General features: G+C 31.0%; 18 protein-coding genes. 16 read left to right on the top strand and 2 right to left on the bottom strand.

All coding sequences use genetic code 11. From position 1 onward, the window contains the following. Window positions 1-212 precede the first annotated feature (212 nt). Together BUA99_RS10470 and BUA99_RS10465 are read right to left on the bottom strand one after the other, a co-directional pair. Window positions 213-1472, bottom strand: coding sequence for a mechanosensitive ion channel family protein (locus BUA99_RS10470; RefSeq protein WP_072991879.1), 1260 nt, complete (start codon window positions 1470-1472; stop codon window positions 213-215). Further along, complete coding sequence (locus BUA99_RS10465; protein ID WP_072991877.1) at window positions 1465-1743, bottom strand: DUF3817 domain-containing protein; 279 nt, start codon at window positions 1741-1743, stop codon at window positions 1465-1467. Before BUA99_RS10465 ends, BUA99_RS10470 begins: the two co-directional genes overlap by 8 nt. Window positions 1744-1845: 102 nt before the next feature. Here BUA99_RS10465 and BUA99_RS10460 point away from each other — a divergent pair, with 102 nt between their 5' ends. From BUA99_RS10460 to BUA99_RS10385, 16 genes are all read left to right on the top strand, one after another. Then, window positions 1846-2373: a DUF6155 family protein gene (locus BUA99_RS10460; RefSeq protein WP_072991874.1), complete on the top strand. Its 528-nt coding sequence runs from the start codon at window positions 1846-1848 to the stop codon at window positions 2371-2373. A gap of 198 nt (window positions 2374-2571) precedes the next feature. Then, a complete protein-coding gene (locus tag BUA99_RS10455) occupies window positions 2572-4116 on the top strand; it encodes a DEAD/DEAH box helicase (RefSeq protein WP_072991871.1) in 1545 nt (514 codons plus the stop codon). A gap of 138 nt (window positions 4117-4254) precedes the next feature. Beyond that, the gene (locus BUA99_RS10450; RefSeq protein ID WP_072991868.1) at window positions 4255-5592 is read left to right on the top strand and encodes a DEAD/DEAH box helicase; all 1338 of its coding nucleotides are present in this window, start codon (window positions 4255-4257) and stop codon (window positions 5590-5592) included. A gap of 302 nt (window positions 5593-5894) precedes the next feature. Further along, the gene (locus BUA99_RS10445) at window positions 5895-7880 is read left to right on the top strand and encodes a tellurite resistance TerB C-terminal domain-containing protein (protein WP_072991865.1); all 1986 of its coding nucleotides are present in this window, start codon (window positions 5895-5897) and stop codon (window positions 7878-7880) included. Next, window positions 7877-9190 carry an ATP-binding protein gene (locus tag BUA99_RS10440; RefSeq protein WP_072991862.1) on the top strand — a complete coding sequence of 438 codons (1314 nt, stop codon included), beginning with the start codon at window positions 7877-7879 and terminating at the stop codon, window positions 9188-9190. The genes BUA99_RS10445 and BUA99_RS10440 overlap by 4 nt, the downstream gene beginning before the upstream one ends. Then, entirely contained in the window at window positions 9190-11325 is a 2136-nt protein-coding gene (locus BUA99_RS10435; RefSeq protein ID WP_072991860.1) for a DEAD/DEAH box helicase, read from the top strand. The genes BUA99_RS10440 and BUA99_RS10435 overlap by 1 nt, the downstream gene beginning before the upstream one ends. Window positions 11326-11423: 98 nt before the next feature. Beyond that, the gene (locus BUA99_RS10430; RefSeq protein ID WP_072991857.1) at window positions 11424-11831 is read left to right on the top strand and encodes a hypothetical protein; all 408 of its coding nucleotides are present in this window, start codon (window positions 11424-11426) and stop codon (window positions 11829-11831) included. A 411-nt stretch (window positions 11832-12242) separates the two neighbouring features. Continuing rightward, a complete protein-coding gene (locus BUA99_RS10425) occupies window positions 12243-12503 on the top strand; it encodes a hypothetical protein (protein ID WP_143151749.1) in 261 nt (86 codons plus the stop codon). A 182-nt stretch (window positions 12504-12685) separates the two neighbouring features. After that, complete coding sequence (locus BUA99_RS10420) at window positions 12686-13558, top strand: DUF3347 domain-containing protein (protein ID WP_072991853.1); 873 nt, start codon at window positions 12686-12688, stop codon at window positions 13556-13558. A 60-nt stretch (window positions 13559-13618) separates the two neighbouring features. Then, window positions 13619-14095, top strand: a complete 477-nt coding sequence (locus BUA99_RS10415) for a TlpA family protein disulfide reductase (protein ID WP_072991850.1) — start codon at window positions 13619-13621, stop codon at window positions 14093-14095. A gap of 1 nt (window position 14096) precedes the next feature. Beyond that, complete coding sequence (locus BUA99_RS10410; RefSeq protein WP_072991847.1) at window positions 14097-14594, top strand: heavy-metal-associated domain-containing protein; 498 nt, start codon at window positions 14097-14099, stop codon at window positions 14592-14594. Next, complete coding sequence (locus tag BUA99_RS10405) at window positions 14594-15403, top strand: hypothetical protein (protein ID WP_072991845.1); 810 nt, start codon at window positions 14594-14596, stop codon at window positions 15401-15403. The genes BUA99_RS10410 and BUA99_RS10405 overlap by 1 nt, the downstream gene beginning before the upstream one ends. An 89-nt stretch (window positions 15404-15492) precedes the next feature. After that, window positions 15493-15768 carry a heavy metal-binding domain-containing protein gene (locus BUA99_RS10400; protein WP_072991843.1) on the top strand — a complete coding sequence of 92 codons (276 nt, stop codon included), beginning with the start codon at window positions 15493-15495 and terminating at the stop codon, window positions 15766-15768. Between the two features lie 87 nt (window positions 15769-15855). After that, a complete protein-coding gene (locus BUA99_RS10395; protein WP_072991840.1) occupies window positions 15856-16338 on the top strand; it encodes a DUF305 domain-containing protein in 483 nt (160 codons plus the stop codon). Beyond that, a complete protein-coding gene (locus BUA99_RS10390) occupies window positions 16328-18607 on the top strand; it encodes a multicopper oxidase domain-containing protein (protein WP_072991837.1) in 2280 nt (759 codons plus the stop codon). Before BUA99_RS10395 ends, BUA99_RS10390 begins: the two co-directional genes overlap by 11 nt. Before the next feature lie 102 nt (window positions 18608-18709). After that, window positions 18710-19717 carry a DNA topoisomerase IB gene (locus BUA99_RS10385; protein ID WP_072991835.1) on the top strand — a complete coding sequence of 336 codons (1008 nt, stop codon included), beginning with the start codon at window positions 18710-18712 and terminating at the stop codon, window positions 19715-19717. Window positions 19718-19719 lie beyond the last annotated feature (2 nt).

Below are 19719 nucleotides of genomic sequence, written 5' to 3'. Positions count from 1 at the left end.
TCATGCAAAAATCACTTATATAAACAAAACATTATGATTTTAAGTCAAAAAATGAATTGTTGAATAAGTTTTGAATTTACCACTGTTTAAAAGAAATCAAAATTTAAACTTGTGAAAAAACAGTTTCTGTCATACAAATTAAAATTAAACTATTTAAATATGAAAAGAAAATCAATTAATGATTCGTTTAAAATTAAGTTTTATTAGTGCCTTTATTTTGCTTTTTCATACTGCTCAGTTGCCGTTTCAAAAATTTCAAGATCGAAATAGCTAACCGATGCTATAATATGATCAAATATGTCTGACATGATATACTCGTAATTTTCAAATCGCTTGTCACTTGAAAAAGCATAAACTTCAAGTGGAACACCATGCGCGGTAGATTGTAATTGACGACAAATCATCAACATATCTTGATTTAATGCGGGATGATGGAGTAAATATTCAGTAATATATTTTCTAAACAGACCTAAATTTGTCATATGTCGACCATTAATAGGTAAGCTTTTATCAATTTTATTTTCAGAGTTAAATTTGCTTATTTCAATTTTTCTTGTATCAATAAAACTGGTTAACAATTGAATTTTTTTTAAATTTTCCAACTCTGCGTCCTCTAAAAAACGAATTGTACTTGTTTTAATTAATAGATGTCTTTTAATTCGTCGTCCATCTGAATTAAGCATTCCGCGCCAGTTTTGGAAAGAATCAGAACTCAAACTATAAGTAGGAATAGTAGTTGTTGTATTATCAAAATTACGAACTTTTACGGTGGCAAGATTAATTTCAATAACATCACCATCAGCTCCAAAACGATCCATAGTTATCCAATCGCCTATGCGAATCATATCATTTATGGATACTTGAACGCTTGACACGAATCCTAAAATAGTATCTCTAAAAATTAAAATTATCACTGCTGAAACAGCTCCTAAAATAGTTAAAAGCTCTTTTTGATTGATCTCAAATAATTTTGATATGATAACAGCAATCCCAAAAGCCCATAAAACAATCATTATAACCTGAATAAAACTGTCAATAGGTTTATCACTATAACGAGGCTTCAACTTCAAATAGTCGCGTAAAGCATTAAAAATAGTACGAACGATCCATAAAATTAAAACGACGATATAAATACCAACAAATTTTCCAAATAGACCCTCCCAATATTCATACCGATCCAGAATTATAGGAACAGATTTATAGATCAATAAAAAAGGAATAAGATGTGCTATGTACTTTGCCGTTTTATTAGTAACTAATAAATCATCAAATTTTGTTTTTGTTTTTTGCGCAATTAGAACCATGATGGTAACCAAAATAAGTCTGAATATTACATAAATTGCATACGCTAAAAGACATAGCATAATACTATTTAACATCAAACTTAAATGGGAAGCGAGACTACTTCCTAATCCCCATTTCCTAAATATTGGATAGAATAGATGAAAAAATTTCTCTAAATAATTATACATTTTTAAGATATTTTCTTTCTATATAAAAAGTGCCAAAAGGAGGAATTGATGCGATGCAAATAATGAAATATTTTTTAAAGTCCCATTTTTCTTTAAAATATAAAATTGTGGCAAGCACAATATATAATGTAAATAATACTCCATGAGCCATACCAATGTGTTTAACATAATAAGGATCATTAAAAATATATTTCATAGGCATAGCAAAGAAAAATAATAATAAAGCAGAAATTCCCTCTACAATTGCGGTAATTTTAAATATCTTGAGCATTTAGATTAAATTTAGTTTTAGTCAGCAAAAATAAGGATTAACATTGATTTTAAGTGTATTGATTCCTAAACTAATTTACTTTTGTATTCTTAAACTTTGATAATGAGCAAGCGCGATTTAAAAAAATATTTAGCTGAATTAAATAAAGAACAGCTTGAAGAGCAAATCATAGAATTGTACGAAAAATTTAGTCCTGTAAAAGTCTATTATAATTTTGTTTTTAACCCAAAAGAAGAAACACTTTTGCAAGAATGTAAACTCAAAATTTCACAGGAATATTATCCCCTTAAAAAGTCAGGGCGAAGGAGCAAACCAAAAATGAGACGTTCAGTTGCTCAGAAATACATTAAGCATTTTATAATTCTTGGAGTGGATCCTTTTTTAATTGCCGATGTTATGTTATACAATATTGAAATTGCTCAAACATTTTCAGCTGAAAATGTGATAAAACACGAATTATTCTACAAAAGTATGTTCAATTCTTTTGAGCAAGCAGTAGTATATTTAATAGCAAATGGAATACTCACGGATTTCAAAGCTAGGATAATTGCAATTCACAATCAATCTATTTCTCAAAAATGGTTTAACGAACCTGAATTTAATGCGGTTATCGAGCGATTTGAATACTAGATTGATGTCGGATATTTTTAAATTTCGCAAATGCAGTAACGTAAAATTTTATTTTTAAAATAAAAAAATTAATGGTAAGCACCATTGAATATTTGATACATAGATCAATATTAATTAAATATTCCCTCATATTTTTAATTAAAAGTAATAGATAAACTGTTTTTTAGGCGTATTTTTGCAAAAATCCAATAGCAAGAAATGTCGCAAAACACCTTAGAAATTGAAATCGAAGACAAAAAAGAACTTTATGCCTACCAAAAAGGAGACATAGATGCCATTTTTGAACGTATCGATAATGGACCTCGTCAACATCACTTATTATATCAATTGCCTACAGGCGGTGGGAAAACTGTTGTATTCTCTGAAATAGTTCGCCGTTATTTATCTAAGCATGATAAGAAAGTGGTGGTTTTAACACACCGAATCGAACTTTGTAAACAAACTTCAAAAATGTTGAAGGGTTTTGATGTAAAAAACAAAATCATCAACAGTAAAGTGAAAGAACTGCCAGATCAAAACGACTACTCTTGTTTTGTGGCAATGGTGGAAACTTTAAAAAACCGAATCAATGATGAAAAATTGCATTTGGATAATATAGGTTTAGTAATTATAGATGAGGCGCATTACAACTCCTTTAGAAAATTACTAAGCTCTTTTAAAAATGCATTTATATTAGGAGTTACAGCGACACCTCTAAGCTCGAATATAAAACTACCAATGCATGAAAGCTACGATGAATTAATAGTGGGAGACACTATCAGTTCGTTAATTGATAAAGGATTTTTGGCAAAAGCCATTACTTACAGTTATGACGTTGGCTTGACATCCTTAAAAGTGGGAATCAACGGAGATTATACCGTAAAATCTTCAGATGATTTATATACCAATATGGCTATGCAAGAAAAATTATTGCATGCCTACACTGAGAAATCTATTGGAAAAAAAACCTTGATTTTTAATAACGGAATCAATACTTCTTTATATGTATATGAAACATTTAGGGAAGCCGGTTACGAAATTCGTCACTTAGATAACACCAGTAGTACTGAGGAACGTAAAGAAATTTTGCATTGGTTCAAGCACACTCCAGATGCTATTTTGACATCTGTTGGGATTTTAACCACAGGTTTTGATGAACCTACAGTTGAGACTATTATTTTAAATAGGGCTACTAAATCATTGACCTTGTATTACCAAATGATAGGTCGTGGTTCTCGTAAATTACCTAATAAAGATACCTTCAATGTGATCGATTTAGGAAATAATGCAGCACGATTTGGATTGTGGAGTGAGCCTGTAAACTGGCAACATATTTTTAAATCTCCTGAGTTTTATTTAGAGAATTTACGTGATGATACGGAGATTGAATTGTATTTTAAATACAGTATGCCTCCTGAATTACGTGAAAAATTCAGTAAAACTGCCATCGTAACTTTTGATGTCGATGAAGAACACAAATTAATTATCAAGCAAAATTTACGTTCTAAGGAAGTTTTAGATAAATCATTAGAGCAACATGCCGCGATGTGTGTTGATAATACAGAAACTTTGCAGGAAGCAAAAGGTTTAGGTAAATTGTTAGAGGACGATATTGATTGCCGCATCAAGCGTTATTCAAAATGCTTGAGTCAATGCAGTAAAAATTACCGTGAATGGCTAGTGGACGATTATAAATTGAAACTAGTATTACTAACAGGTAAAAAATACCGTGAGAAAATCATGAACGAACCTGATGAAGATTAATTCTTTTTTCAGGAGCTGTTTCCCACTATTCGCTATATCTATTGTGGCGAACACCGCCACAACAGGATGCCGCTACTATTGGGGCTAGCGTTCACGATTACAAATAACTATTTTTTCCAAATTATAAAATCCAAAAAAATGTCAAAACAATTCGCTGATTTAGGAATTTCTAAACCAATATTGAATGCACTTTCTGATTTGAATATTGTTACTCCGACAGAAATTCAGCAAAAAACAATACCGTTATTGTTAGCTAACACAACTGATTTTGTTGGATTAGCTAAAACAGGAACTGGTAAAACAGCTGCTTTTGGATTGCCTATTTTACAATTAATAGATACTAATTCGACACTCGTTCAAGCGGTTATCTTAGCGCCAACAAGAGAATTAGGCCAACAAATATTTAAGAATTTAGAGTCTTTTGCGACTTTCTTGCCTGAAGTTTCTATCGCAGCAACTTGCGGAGGAATTCCAATCAAACCACAAATTGAACGTTTATCAGCGCCAACGCACATAGTAGTAGCAACGCCAGGACGTTTAATTGATTTAATTCAGCGTAAAGCAATCAATCTTAAAGAAACTAAGTTTCTAGTGCTGGATGAAGCAGATGAAATGGTTTCTATCTTAAAAGAAAGCCTTGACGAAATCGTAGCCGAATTACCTAAAGAGCACAAAACCTTTTTGTTCTCAGCAACTATGCCGGGAACCATCAAGCAACTGGTTCAGAATTACTTAAATAAAAACGTGGTTCAGGTAAATGCTAACATGGAAACAGTAGGAAATCAAGGAATTGATCACGAATATATTGTAGTAGATCCTATTGAAAAACTTGATGTTTTAATGCATTTCCTAAATTCAAAAGAAGGCGAACGTGGAATTATCTTTTGTAAAACTAAAGCTGCTGTCAATAAACTAGCTAAAAATTTAGCAATCAATCGTTTTTCATCAGGCGCCTTGCACGGAAGTTTATCACAAGGAATTAGAGATCGTATCATGGAGCAATTCCGTGAAGGTCATATCAATATATTAGTGGCTACAGATCTTGCGGCAAGAGGAATTGACGTAAAGGAAATTTCGTATGTGGTTAATTACCATTTACCAGATGCTTATGAAGCTTATGTTCACCGTAGCGGAAGAACAGCAAGAGCAGGAGCAAAGGGACTTTCCTTAACCGTATTGCAACCGGAAGAAGTAGATGAAATTGCCGATTTCGAAAAAGAATTAGGAATTAAATTCACTGAATTTAAAAAACCGAGTTCACTAAGCATCGAAGAAAACAATACCCTTTTATGGGCGAAACAAATATTCAAAACCAAACCCAACCACGAAGTGGACGCGGAATTGAAAACAAAAATAAAAACCGTTTTCCATCACTTAACAAAAGATGAACTGATCGAAAAGCTGTTGGCTAATTATTTGTTACAAAAAAAAAACGAACCAACCGAAAAACCGGTTAAAAGACAAAAAATGAAATAGATTATTTTCTGTTTTATAAATGAAAAACCATTGTGAAGTTTGAAGAAGTTTTACAATGGTTTTTTTGTTTTAGATATTTTAAATTGAAAGAAAAAGATTAATTATTTAATTGATTAAATAAAGAATTAAGCATATATTTGATTTTGTATTCGATTTATGGCTCTGATGAAAAAAGTTTCGATTACATTATGGACACAAAAAATAAAATAAAAAGTTAATAATAATATCTGTAGGTTAAAGCAAATTTGCTTTTTCCTCAGCACCAACAATTTCTTTACATTGACAACTAAGATTTAAAACGAATGACAGCATTAATTATAATTGGAGTAATAATTTTAATAATTATTGTTGTTAAAGGCAACAAAAAGCCAACACGACAAGAGGCTATTTACACAAATTTGAAAATCAGACAGAAATCAGAAAAAGAAATTCACGATGAATTAGTTCAAAACCTTGTCAAAAATATTAAGATTGCTGTGACGACAAGTAACGGAACTAGTAGTTATAACGATGACTCAATAATTGATGTAACAGACCAAACTTATAACATTAACTCGAACAACCATTTGAAAAAATACAGTAGTGGCGTGCCTTACTGGTCACACCGTTACGTTTATTCATATTCTGAACTAAACAGTACTTCTGATGAACAAGAGAAATTTTATTGCATTTTTAAAATCAACTTTTTAAATGGTACATATTTTGATTTAGAAGGGAATATGAATTATGCTTTCATTTTATTGTTTGACTTGCTAAATGAATATGATGATCATAAAAGTATATCAAAATTAGAGAGTCAACTGAAAATTTTAGGAGAATTTTATCCCAAAACCAAATCTTATTGTATTTCATTTTTAATCGATAAAATGGAATTAGGCGGATATAGTGATGATGTCTTAAGACTTAGAACAGAGGATAGGTTTAGCTATCAAAATTACAACTCAGATTACGATTATGACTACTGGAGGTTAGGTAGTAAATACAAATCCAAATTAAATCTCAGTGAAGAACAAGTAATACTTTTAAACAAGATTAATTATCCAAGTAATAATTTCTGTAGTATTGAATTTTGTTGCCTTGAAGTTTTAAAACTCTACGTTGATGTAATACAAGAGTTAAAATCAAAATACAAATCAGATGGAACTACAATTGAAAAGGAATTTTTATTTATTGCAGATGTAATTGCAAGGAAACACTTTAGATATAGAAATGGAAGTCAGAATTATAAATATTGTATTGAATCAACCACAAATGAATTTTACTCAATTATTTTCAAATATTGTGAGAACGCAGTTCGAGAATTTTATGGACACAAACGGAAACTAAATACAGATATTTATCACACAAACGAGGAAGCCAAAACAGAAGTTGAATCAAAAATAACTTTAAAGGTTTCAGAGTTATTGTCGACACTGATTTCTAAAATTATTCACCCTGACGAAGCAACTGAAATTGAGCTTAATTCACAAACTACAAGTAGATGGAAATTAAAATTTGAAGAACTGACAACGAATTATAAAATTAATCCAAAGGAATTTGTAGAGTCAATTATCGAACTTGGAAAACTTAATAAAAAGAATCCCTCTATTGAAAATATATTTTTTGAAGCATCAAAATTTATTGCAAAGCATGATAAAGTTTCATCATTGACACTTTATATTCATTATTTACACCACGATATAAAATCTGTAACCTTTGACAACAAGCAACTAACAAAGACAATCCAGAAAGGTCTTTTTAAAACTAATGAGCAAATTCAAGATTTTGAACAAATTGTTAACGAATTTATAAGTGATAAGAATTTAGATAAGGCACTCAAAGCTGTTGTGAAAGTGTACGAAGTAAAACGAAAAAAAATACAACTAGACAGAACCACAATTAAGGAAGTTCAAGCACAACATTCCGGAACGGTCGAACTTCTTAATGAATATTTACGTGATGACTTTGAAGATGAAAATGACACGATTCAAAATCAAGAAATAAATAGTGAAGAAATAATGATTGAAATAATTCAGAAAAATGATGAATCTCATCAATCACCATTTTTACCTAAATTATCACTTAATCAAATCCAAATTTCTATTTTAGAACTGTTTTATAAAAATAATTTTTCAATTCTTCAAAGTGAAATTGAAGAATTTGCAAAATCAAAAGGTGTCTTTAAAAATCAAGTAATCGAAAGTGTCAATGAAACCTGTTATGAAGTTTTAGATGATGTCTTAATCGAAGAGGAAGACGATTACTATTCAATAATTCCAGAGTATTTCCAAAAAATTTCAACAAAATGATAGATAACATAAAACCAAAAGAAGCCACTTCAATAATCAATTCACTTATTGGTGGTGTAGTTCCAAAGATTGGTATTCAACATATAACCGTTGGTCGTTCAGAAGAAATAAATGCAGTCGTATCTGCTTTAGAGGATGTGAAAAATGGCCATAGTATGGTGAAATTCTGGATTGGAGACTTCGGTTCAGGTAAATCGTTTATGCTTCACTTGCTCAATACAGTTGCTTTAAAACAAAAGTTTGTAGTAGCTAATGCAGATTTCACACCTGATAACCGTTTGTATTCAAATGATGGAAAAGGTGTTGCACTTTATTCTGCAATAATGGATAATGTTTCCATTCAGACAAAACCCGAAGGTGGAGCTTTGCCTACTTTGTTGGAAAAATGGATTGAACAAATTATTACAAAAACAGCAGATGAAAATAATATCTCGTTAGCTGATATTCGAAATGAGCAATACTTGAATCTCATTCAGAACAATATAATGAAAACCATAAATGAAATTACTGACGTTGGTGGTTTCGACTTTGGAACAGTTGTAATGAAATATTACGAAGGTTACATTAAAGGAGATGAACAACTAAGAAGAAATGCATTAAAATGGCTCAAAGGCGAATATAGAACAAAAACCGAAGCAAGGCAGGATTTAGGCGTTAGAGAGGTAATTAATGACCTAAATTACTATGATATGCTTAAAAACTTCTGTAAACTTTTTGTAAGTATGGGTTATAGTGGTTTTATGATAAATCTTGACGAAGCTATAAATCTATATAAGATTTCGACTTCTGTAATGAGAGAAAAAAACTATGAAAAGATTCTAGCTATTTACAATGATTGTTTTCAAGGAAAGGTTTCTAACATATTCTTCAATTTTGCTGGAACAAAAGAGTTCTTGGAAAATCAACGTAGAGGGCTTTTCAGTTATGATGCTCTGAAAACAAGACTTGCAACCAATAAATTTGAAACAGCTCAAATTAGAGACTTCGCGCAGCCTGTTCTGAAATTATTACCTCTAAATAATAACGAAATATTTGTATTACTTCAGAAATTAAAAGCAATCTTTGATTACAACTACAAAACTGAAATACAAATTTCTGATTATGAAATTCAGCAATTTATGGAGGAACTATTCAATAAACCTGGTGCTTCAGAATTTTTAACTCCGAGAGAAGTAATTAGGGACTTCTTAAATATCCTAAACATTATTCGACAAAACCCAACTATTGATAAAAACATGTTATTTGGAGAACTTGAAGTTTCTGATGAAAGACCTGAAGAATTTTCATTAGATAGCATAGAAGAATTATAATGTCATTTGATTTACTTTCAGAACCAATACGAAAATTTATTCGTGATAAGGGTTGGGAACAGTTGCGACCAATTCAAAATGCTGCTATTTCCAGAATTTTGAGTTCAGATGAAAATTTTATTTTGGCTTCAAGAACTGCATCTGGTAAAACAGAAGCAGCATTTTTGCCTATACTTTCAAAAGTAAACTTCAATGATACAGGTGTTCAAGTTCTTTATATTTCACCATTAATTGCTCTTATAAATGATCAGTTTTATCGTGTTGAAGAACTTTGCAAAAATCTTGATGTAACCGTTACCAAGTGGCACGGAGAAGCTAACAAAACTTTGAAAGAAAGATTAATAAAACAACCAAGCGGAATTATACTAATCACACCTGAATCATTGGAAGCAATGTTTGTGAACAAACCTTACAATGTCAAACAGTTGTTTTCCAATTTAAAGTATGTAGTTATTGATGAAATCCATTCATTTATCGGAACAGATAGAGGAACTCAACTAAAATCCATATTAAGCAGACTTCAAAAAGTAAATTCCAGTTCTTTTAGTATTGTTGGTCTTTCTGCCACAATGAGTGAAGAAAATAAATTTATTGAAGTAAAAGAGTTTACTGGAAATGTAGAAAAAACAAAAATCCTAATAGATAGAACAGCGAAAGAAATCAATACTGTATTTCGTTTTTTTAAAAGTAAAAATGAAGAATTACCTTTAGAACTTTTGAAGGACTTATATTTAGAAACAAAAGATAACAAAGTTTTAATTTTTCCAAATAGCAGAGGGCGAGTTGAAGAAGTAGCTGTAAAACTTAAAAAGATATCTGAAAGAGTAAAAGGACATCCTAATTATTTTTCGCATCATTCCTCCGTTGACAGGGAAGTAAGAGAATATGTAGAATACTTTGCAAAAAATAACAAAAGAAATAACTTTTGTATTTCTTGTACATCAACACTGGAACTTGGAATAGATATAGGTTCTGTTGATGAAGTTGTCCAAATCGATGCTACGCATAGTATTGCTTCTTTAATTCAGAGAGTTGGAAGAAGTGGTAGAAAAGACGGAGAAAGTAGTAATTTATTTCTTTATGCAACAAATAAATGGAGTTTACTTCAATCTATTGCTTGCTGGCTTTTGTATAAAGAAGGTTTTATAGAGCCTCCAGAAAAAAATGAAAAGCCTTATGATATTTTGGTACATCAGGCTTTATCAATTACTAAAGGACGTTCCGGAATAATTCTCACTGAATTAATAAAACAACTGAAAGAAAATGCTGCATTCAATTTGATTGAACGATCAGAAATTGAAGAAATACTTCAATATTTGATTGAAATTGATTTTCTAGAAAAACTTGAACTCGAAGTTATTATAGGCGTTGAAGGCGAGAAAATTGTTAATAGTCGGGAATTTTATAGCGTATTCAAAACTGAAGAAAACTTTAAAGTTGTAAATGCTGGCAATACAATAGGTCAAATACCTTTTTCACCTCAAATTATTGAGGATGAAAACATATTGCTATCTGCAAAAATATGGAAGATAAAGTTCGTTGACTACAAAGCTAAGAAAATTGAGGTCATATCAGCAAAAGATGGTAAAAAGCCAATGTTTTTTGGTGGAGGTGCAGCTATTCATCAGAAAATTAGAGAGAAAATGTTTGAAATATTATATTCTAAAATAGAATATGATTTTCTTGATGAGCCTAGTTTTGATGAAATAGCAAATATGCGAGAAGATTTTTTAGTATTCAAAATTAAGGATTTACAATCTGAAAGACCTTTATTGACATCAGAAAAACACTTCCAACTATTCACATTTACTGGAACACGAATTAACAGGACTTTACAATTGCTTTTAAATATTGCTGCGATTAAAAACAGGATTGACGAGAGTACTAGTTCGTTTGATATTGAAGTTTCAGCAGAAGATTTGATTACTAAATGGAAGCATATATTCTATCCTTTAATAGATATTGATACTCATATTTCAACTCTTTTACAGGCAAACCCTACTCTTTTAGACTTTTCTAAATGGGGAATATATTTGCCCTTGAAATATAAAATTAAAGTTATTAAGAATAAATATTTTGACATTGAACAGACAAAAGTATTATTAAATAATTTTAAATTAATTTCTAATGAATAGCATTGACAACAATTCATAAGACTAATAAAACCAAAAAAGCACAAAATTCGTTCCTCTTAAGTACCGCATAATTAGCAATTTTTATAAATCCTTAAAAAATGAAAAGAATTAAATTTGACAATTTACAATACAATTGGTTTTTTATATCATTAGTATTACTATCCTTATTCTGTATCATTTTTGGTTTTTTTGAAATAATTGAATTTCAAAACCCAAAAATAAATAAAGGAATTAGTGCAATTGGACATGTATCGCAAGCGGTATTTTTCTCAAGAATGTTTTGGTTCAAGAATTATGTACAATATAATAAAAAAGGAATTTTTATCCGGATTAAAACATTTTTTGGAAAATCAATATCATTTGATAATGTGAAGAGAACAGAATTAGAGAATCAGGTTATAACAATTTATAAAAATGATGGATCTAGATATGATTTTAACTTAGAAGAAATTGAGGAAATTGATTCTAGAAAGCTTTTTGATGTAATTAATCAATACTCTTCTTAACATATTTATTATTTACCTGAATATAACTTCTATTGTAGAAACTGCTACCTAATTAATGTTCAAGGTTTAAACAACGGATTATATTTCTTAAAATTAGAAAGCGGTAAAACCTTTAAATTTTTAAAAGAATAAAAACTTTTTGTTAAAGCAACAATCTTTCGCAGTAGGCCATTGCAAAAACTTGATAGAGTAGTGCAATGGCTATTTTTAAATCTTTAATTTTATAAAATGATGCTGTTTAACTAAACCCAACAGAAAGTTAAAATTAAACCTATAAAACAAATTACTTCTTACCTTTGGCACATGATTAAAAAGTTGCACATATATTTTGTAATTCTAACTCTTGGCTTGTTCTTACTGCCAAGTTTGACTTATGCGTGTGGAACTCAGTCAGAAAAAGAATGTTGTAAAATGGAAACAACCTCAAAACAAGAGCATAAAGGATGTTCTGAAGAAAGTCATGCTGCTGATAAAAATAGCGGTTGCGACGGTCAATGCGGACATTCAAATTGTACAACAACTTCTGTACAAGTAAGCTTAGCTTTGTTTAGCCAAAATGAATTTGGTTACACTTTCTTTAATTTTCCTAAAGAAAAACAAAAGTTTTACAGTTCAAAAACTTTCGTGTCATCTGGATACACTTCATTATGGCTTATTCCTAAAATAGGCTAATTTTATTTCTTGACAGCCATACTTATGGCTACTTCACTGCATCTGCAGTACACTAGCTTCAATTTTTAGATTAATCAAGTAACGTATTTGCGTTCTTAATTATTTTACTGTTGTTCACAATTCAAAATTTTAATTAAATCACTTTCAAAAGAAAATTCTCTTTTGACACAAATCCCTACACTATGAAATATTCAATTTCAAATGTAATGGTTGCAGCAACGATGTTGTTAACCTTTACAATCTCTAGCGCACAAATAAAAAATTCAGTAACTGAAAACGTAAAGATTTACGGTAACTGTGGCATGTGCGAAAAAACAATAGAAAAAGCAGGTAATCTAAAAAACGTTGCTTCTGTTGATTGGAATAAAGACAGCAAAATGGCTTCGATAACTTATGATTCTAAAAAAACAACTCAAGACGAAGTTTTAAAACGCATTGCTTTAGCAGGATACGATAGCGATACTTTCCTTGCGCCAGAAAATGTTTATAATGAATTACCAGGTTGTTGTCAATATGATAGAGAAAGTAAAATTGCAGTAAAAGCAACTGCATCTACGATGAATTATGAAAATCACGCAAATCACGCAAATCACATGGATATGACAAATACAGCAATGAAAGAAATGAACCAACTTTCGTCAGTTTTCGATAATTATTTCGCAGTAAAGGATGCATTAGTAAGTACAGACGGAGCAATGGCTGCTGAAAAATCTAAAACGCTACTAACTAATTTAGAAGCGGTACAAATGGATAAATTGGAAATGGATGTGCATATGGTGTGGATGAAAGTTTTCACCAATTTAAAGGAAGATGCGAAACACATTGCTGACACTAAAGAAATTGAACACCAAAGAGAACGTTTTATCAATTTGTCAAAAAATATGTATGAATTAATCAAGGTTTCAAAAACAGAAAACCCAGTTTACTATCAGTTTTGTCCAATGGCAAATAAAGGAAAAGGTGCAAACTGGTTGAGCAAAGAAAATGCAGTTAAGAATCCATATTACGGTTCGATGATGATGACTTGCGGTAAAACGGTAGAAACAATTAAATAACTTTAGCAAAGTCCAGTTGTAAAAATTTGGACTTTGTTTTAAAAAAAAACAATATTTATAATGTATATCAGGACAAAACTAATCGTCTTTTTATTAGTAGCTTTTAGTGTTACTTCATTTGCACAAATAAAAATTGGAAACACAATTCCATCAATTGAATTGCAAAGCAATAAAGATAAAAAAGTTAACATAAACGAATTTAAGGGTAAGTATGTATTAATTGATTTTTGGGCTTCTTGGTGCGGACCATGCAGAGTGGGGAATAAAAAGCTAGTGCAAATGCATAAAGATTTAGATTCAAGTAAAATAGAAATTATTGGAATTTCGATTGATACAGACGCTGCTAAATGGAAAAAAGCGATTGAAAAAGACAAGATAAATTTTTTGCAATTAATTGATCCAAAAGGATTTGATGCTAACGCAGCAGTAGTTTTTGGAGTAGAAGAGTTGCCTTCAAAATTCCTATTTGATAGCGAAGGAATATTAATAATGAAAAACCCAACAGATCAAGAAATAATAAATTTAATAAATAAATAAAATGAAAATAGTAAATATAAAATACAGCGCTTTAATAGTTTTAATGGTACTATTTTCGGCGGTAAGTAATGCACAAATTTCAAAAGCAGAGATTGTAGCAACTGGATTAACGTGCTCCATGTGTTCAAACGCTATTAACAAGCAATTAAAATCAATGCCAGAAGTGAAGGATGTCGAAATCGACTTGAATTCAAATACTTTCATTGTTTCATTAGCAGATAATAATTCACTATCGCCTGCGATATTCAAAGAAAAAGTGGAAAAAGCAGGTTTTTTTATTGGTTCTTTAATTGTAACAGTGGATGCTGAAACTTTAAAGAAAAACTCTTTCGTTGTTGTAGACGGTAAAGAAAGTAAGAACAAGGAAGTTCAAGTACAGGTTTTAGATAAAGGTTACGTAACTGATAAAGAGTTTAAAAAACTATCTAAGTCTTACAAGAGCAGCACAACGTATGCCATGAACAATGAAAAGGATTTCCATATTAAAATTGTAAAATAATGAAGAAATTTCTAGTACTAGTTATCGTTTTTATTTTTCAAAAAGGAACGAGTCAGGAATTATTTTTGGTAACAGATCCTGCAAGTAATGTTCCTGCTAATTCTTTAGCAATAAATGTGTTACAGTCTGCTTTTCAAAGCGAAATGACATCAGGATCTATTTATAGTATTATGCCTGAAGTAACTTATGGACTCAACAGAAACTTGATGTTAAGAGCATCAGCTTTTGCCAGTAACAAGAACGATAATTTAGAAGCAGAAGGCGGGAGCATTTATGCCAAGTATCGCTTTTATTCTGAGGATGATATCAATAGTCATTTCCGAATGGCTGCTTTTGGTAGGTACAGCTTTAACAATTCTAATGTAATTCAAGAACAAATTGAAATTATGGGTAACAATACCGGTTTTGAAACTGGTATTGTTGCTACAAAACTGATCAAAAAGTTGGCAATCAGTTCTACAGTAAGTTTTGAGAAGGTATTCGACAATACTTCAAATCATGCTTTTCCTGACAATTTTGGAAGCACAGCCACTAATTATACGTTGTCTTTTGGAAAATTAATGTATCCAAAAAAATATACTAGTTTGAAACAAACAAATATTAACTTAATGTTAGAATTTGTAGGCCAAACTATCAATGAAAATGGTAAATCGTATTTAGATGCAGTTCCAGTTATTCAATTTATTTTTAATAGTCAAGCACGTTTAGATTTGGCTTACCGAAGAGAATTAATTAGTTCAATGAATCGCAATGCATCAAATGGAGTCTATTTGAATTTGTATTATACTTTTTTTAATTTAAAAAATTAGGAAGTGAATTATGAAATAATTTTTAATAAATAAACAACAATGTTTAGATGCAGATAAACGTCTTTAGCAGCTAATTAAAACTCTACAAAATGAAAATTTTAAATTTTAGTTTACTATTAGGTTTGTTTTTAATTATAACTTCTTGTAAACAGCAAATTAGCAAAGACAATAGTAATAAAGAATCACACATGATGAATGATTCAACAATGATGAAACATGATTCAACGATAATGAGTAACGATCATAAAATGATGGATAATAACAAATCATATTCTTGTCCAATGCATCCAGAAGTTATTGGAAGTAAAGGCGATAAGTGTCCGAAATGTGGAATGGAATTGGAGCAAATTACAACAAAAGATTGAAAATGGAAATAATGATTTGATTATCAATTTATTAAGTTGATCTATTCGAATAGATTAATTAGTATTTAACTTTAAGAATATAGTAAGATGGAAAATTTAGAGAAACACAAAAAGCACAATACGTACTCAAAATTCGTTTCAATGTTAGGGCTGTCCTTTCTTGCAATGTATGTTACGATGTATTTAAACACTTATGCGATTGACCATGTATATTTTAGTCTTACAAGATTTTATATGACATGTTTAGGAATAGCAACAATGGCAGTAATAATGTTATTAGTGATGTTGAGAATGTATACGAATAAGAAAAAAAATATAGCAATAGTCGTTGGTAGTTTTATTCTATTTAGTTCGGCTTTGTTTCTTGTTCGAACTCAAAGTCCAATCGTTGGGGATGTTTTATGGATGAAAGCAATGATTCCCCACCATTCTATTGCAATATTAACAAGTGAACGAGCAGATATAAAAGATCCAGAGGTTAGAAAACTGGCTGATGATATCATTAAGGCTCAAAAAAAAGAAATTGAGGAAATGAAAATGATGATAAAAAGATTAGAAAATGATAAATAATAAAGTAATAGTTGTCTTTGCAGCTATATTTAGTTTTTGTGCCTTGAACGCGCAAAACGTAGTAAAATATGACTTAACAGTAACCGATACAGTTGTAAATTTTTCTGGAAAAGATAAACGAGCAATTGCTGTAAACGGACAAATTCCTATGCCAACCTTGACTTTTACAGAAGGCGATATTGCTGAAATTGTCGTTCATAATAAACTGAAAGAGGGAACTTCATTACACTGGCACGGATTAATGTTGCCTAATCAATATGACGGTGTTCCTTTTCTTACACAAATGCCTATCGCGCCCGGCGAAACATTTACGTATCGTTTTCCAATAATTCAAAGTGGAACTCATTGGTATCATTCGCATTCTGGCTTACAAGAGCAAATTGGGATGTATGGCTCACTAATTTTAAAAAAGAAAATAAATGATCCAACCTTTAGAAAAGGGATTGACGATTTGCCTCAAGTTCCCATAATTTTGAGCGAGTGGACTGATTTAAATCCTAAAAACGTACATCGAATGCTGCACAACGCTTCCGATTGGTTTGCAATTAAAAAGGGTACAACGCAAAGCTATGCTGAAGCGATAAAAGCGGGACATTTCAAAACTAAAATTAACAACGAGTGGAAACGAATGCTAGCCATGGATGTTAGTGATATTTATTACGAAAATTTTCTTATCAACGGAACGAATGAAAATCAATTATCGCAATTTAAAGCGGGCGATAAAGTACGATTGCGAATTTCTAACGGTGGTGCATCATCTTATTTTTGGTTGAATTATGCGGGAGGAAAAATTACGGTAGTAGCCAATGATGGGAATGATGTAGAACCTATTGACGTAGACCGATTAATTATTGGCGTTTCAGAAACCTACGATGTTGTTGTGATCATTCCAGCAGACAATACTTCATATGAATTTTTAGTCACTCCAGAGGATAGAAGTAAATCAGCTTCCATTTATATTGGTTCGGGAATTAAGCAATTGGTTAGTCCAATGCCAAAATTAAAATACTTTGAAGGTATGAAAATGATGAACGGCATGATGAACATAGACGGTTCAATGAACGATATGGGAATGGATATGTCTTTACAGAAAATGGATATGAATACTGTCATGTATCCAGAAATATCTGGCAATGCTATGAAAATGAATGACGGGAAAATGAAAATGGATGATGGTAGTATGAAGATGGATGGTGATAAAATGAAAATGAGCGGTATGCAAATGGATCATTCAAGTCATAATATGAATTCAGATATTGTGACTTTGAATTATTCAATGTTGAAATCACCAACTGTAACTACATTACCAAAAGATGCTCCTATTCGTGAAATTAAATTTGAATTAAACGGAAACATGAATCGTTACGTTTGGAGCATGGATAATAAAGTTCTTTCAGAGGTTGATAAGATATTAATTAAAAAAGGAGAAATTGTTCGCATCACTTTGACTAATAATTCTATGATGCGTCATCCAATGCATTTGCACGGTCACGATTTTAGAGTATTGAATGGGCAAGGGGAGTACTCTCCGCTTAAAAATGTATTAGATATTATGCCAATGGAAACCGACGTAATCGAATTTGCTGCGAATGCAGACGGAGACTGGTTTTTTCATTGTCATGTTTTGTATCATATGATGGCTGGAATGAACCGAGTATTTAGTTACGAGGATTCAAAACCTAATCCCTTTTTACCAAACAAAGTGGCAGCCTACAAGAAACTGCAAGCCGAAAGCAATCAGTTGCATTTTATGGCTGAAAATGATTTTGCTACCAATGGAAATGATGGCCAAGCAATGTTTCAAAATGCTAGATGGAGTTTTGGAACCGAATGGCGTTTGGGATATAGCGATGACCACGGCTATGAATCTGAAACACATATTGGAAGATATGTCGGAAAAAATCAATGGTTTATGCCTTTTGTAGGTTTTGACGTCAGATATAGAAAATTAGAAAGTAAAGAAATAGAAGAAAATTTATTTGGACAAAGAAGTACAAAAGATAAGCGGATTCAAGCTAGTTTGGGATTTGCGTACACGTTGCCAATGTTAGTTATTTTTCAAACAGAAATATATCATGATGGAAATGTAAGATTGCAATTGATGCGAGAAGATATTCCAGTTTCTCCAAGATTGAGAGCCTCGTTTATGGTGAATACTGATAAGGAATACATGGGCGGTTTTAAGTATATTGTAGGTAAGAATTTCGGAATTACTACGCATTATGATAGTGATATGGGAATAGGTTTTGGTGTGAATGTGAATTATTAATGATTGCTTGTGTTAAATCTAATTTTGTAATTAAAGATAAAAATTTTAAAACTGATTGTTAAATTTCAGTATTATCTTTCCATTCAATAAATTTTAATTGAAATGAATAAAAAAGAGACTAAGCAAGAGATCAAACATGTTGATGATGAAGCAATGTCAATTCATAAGCGGAAGAGAGGTAAGGGCTACCAATACTTTGATGAAGAAGGAAACAAAATTACTGACACCATACTACTAAGTAGATTTCGCCGACTGATCATTCCGCCTATGTGGAATGATGTTTATATATGTAAATGGGATGATGGACATATACAAGCTATTGGTAGAGATGCTAAAGGGAGAAAGCAATATATCTATCACTCTGAATTTGAAAAAGCAAGACAAGAAGAGAAGTTTGCCAAAATGAAAGATTTTGGTAAAGCATTGACCAAATTCAGAAAGAAAATCATTGCTGATATTTCCACAAAGGACTGGAATAAGGATAAAGTATTAGCATTAATCGTTTTGTTTTTAGATGAAACTGGGATCAGAATTGGAAATAAACAATACGCTAATCAAAATGGAACTTTTGGCTTGACAACTTTAAGAAGAAAGCACATGACTTTTGAAAATAATCAGGTAACTTTTGAATATAAAGGAAAAAGTAACCAAATGCGACACGTAGAAATTGATGATGTCCAACTGGCAAAATTAATTAAAAAATCAGCTGAGTTACCAGGTTTTGAAATTTTTAGATATAAAGGTGCGGATGGAAACTTTCATTCAATTGATAGCGAAGATGTCAATGATTACATTCGAACAAATATGGATGAAAATTTTAGTAGTAAGGATTTTAGAACTTGGGTTGCCAGTAGATTAGCAGTTGAACTTTATCCATATGCAATTGAAGCAATTGGTAAAACTAAAAAAAGTAAATTTAGTAATACTTTGATTCGTATGGTCGCTGAAGAACTTGGTAATACGCCAACAGTTTGCAGATCCTATTATGTGCATCCAGCAATTATGGGCAAAATTGAATCTAAAAGTTTACCTAATAAAATATATGAAGATGTAGGAATGATGCAAAGCGGACTTACAGCATCAGAAAAAGAAGTAATGAAACATATTTAAAA

Source organism: Flavobacterium segetis, from assembly GCF_900129575.1.
Taxonomy (GTDB): Bacteria; Bacteroidota; Bacteroidia; order Flavobacteriales; family Flavobacteriaceae; genus Flavobacterium; species Flavobacterium segetis.
Note: the sequence above shows the minus strand (reverse complement) of the source record. Positions and strands in the feature narration are given on the sequence as shown.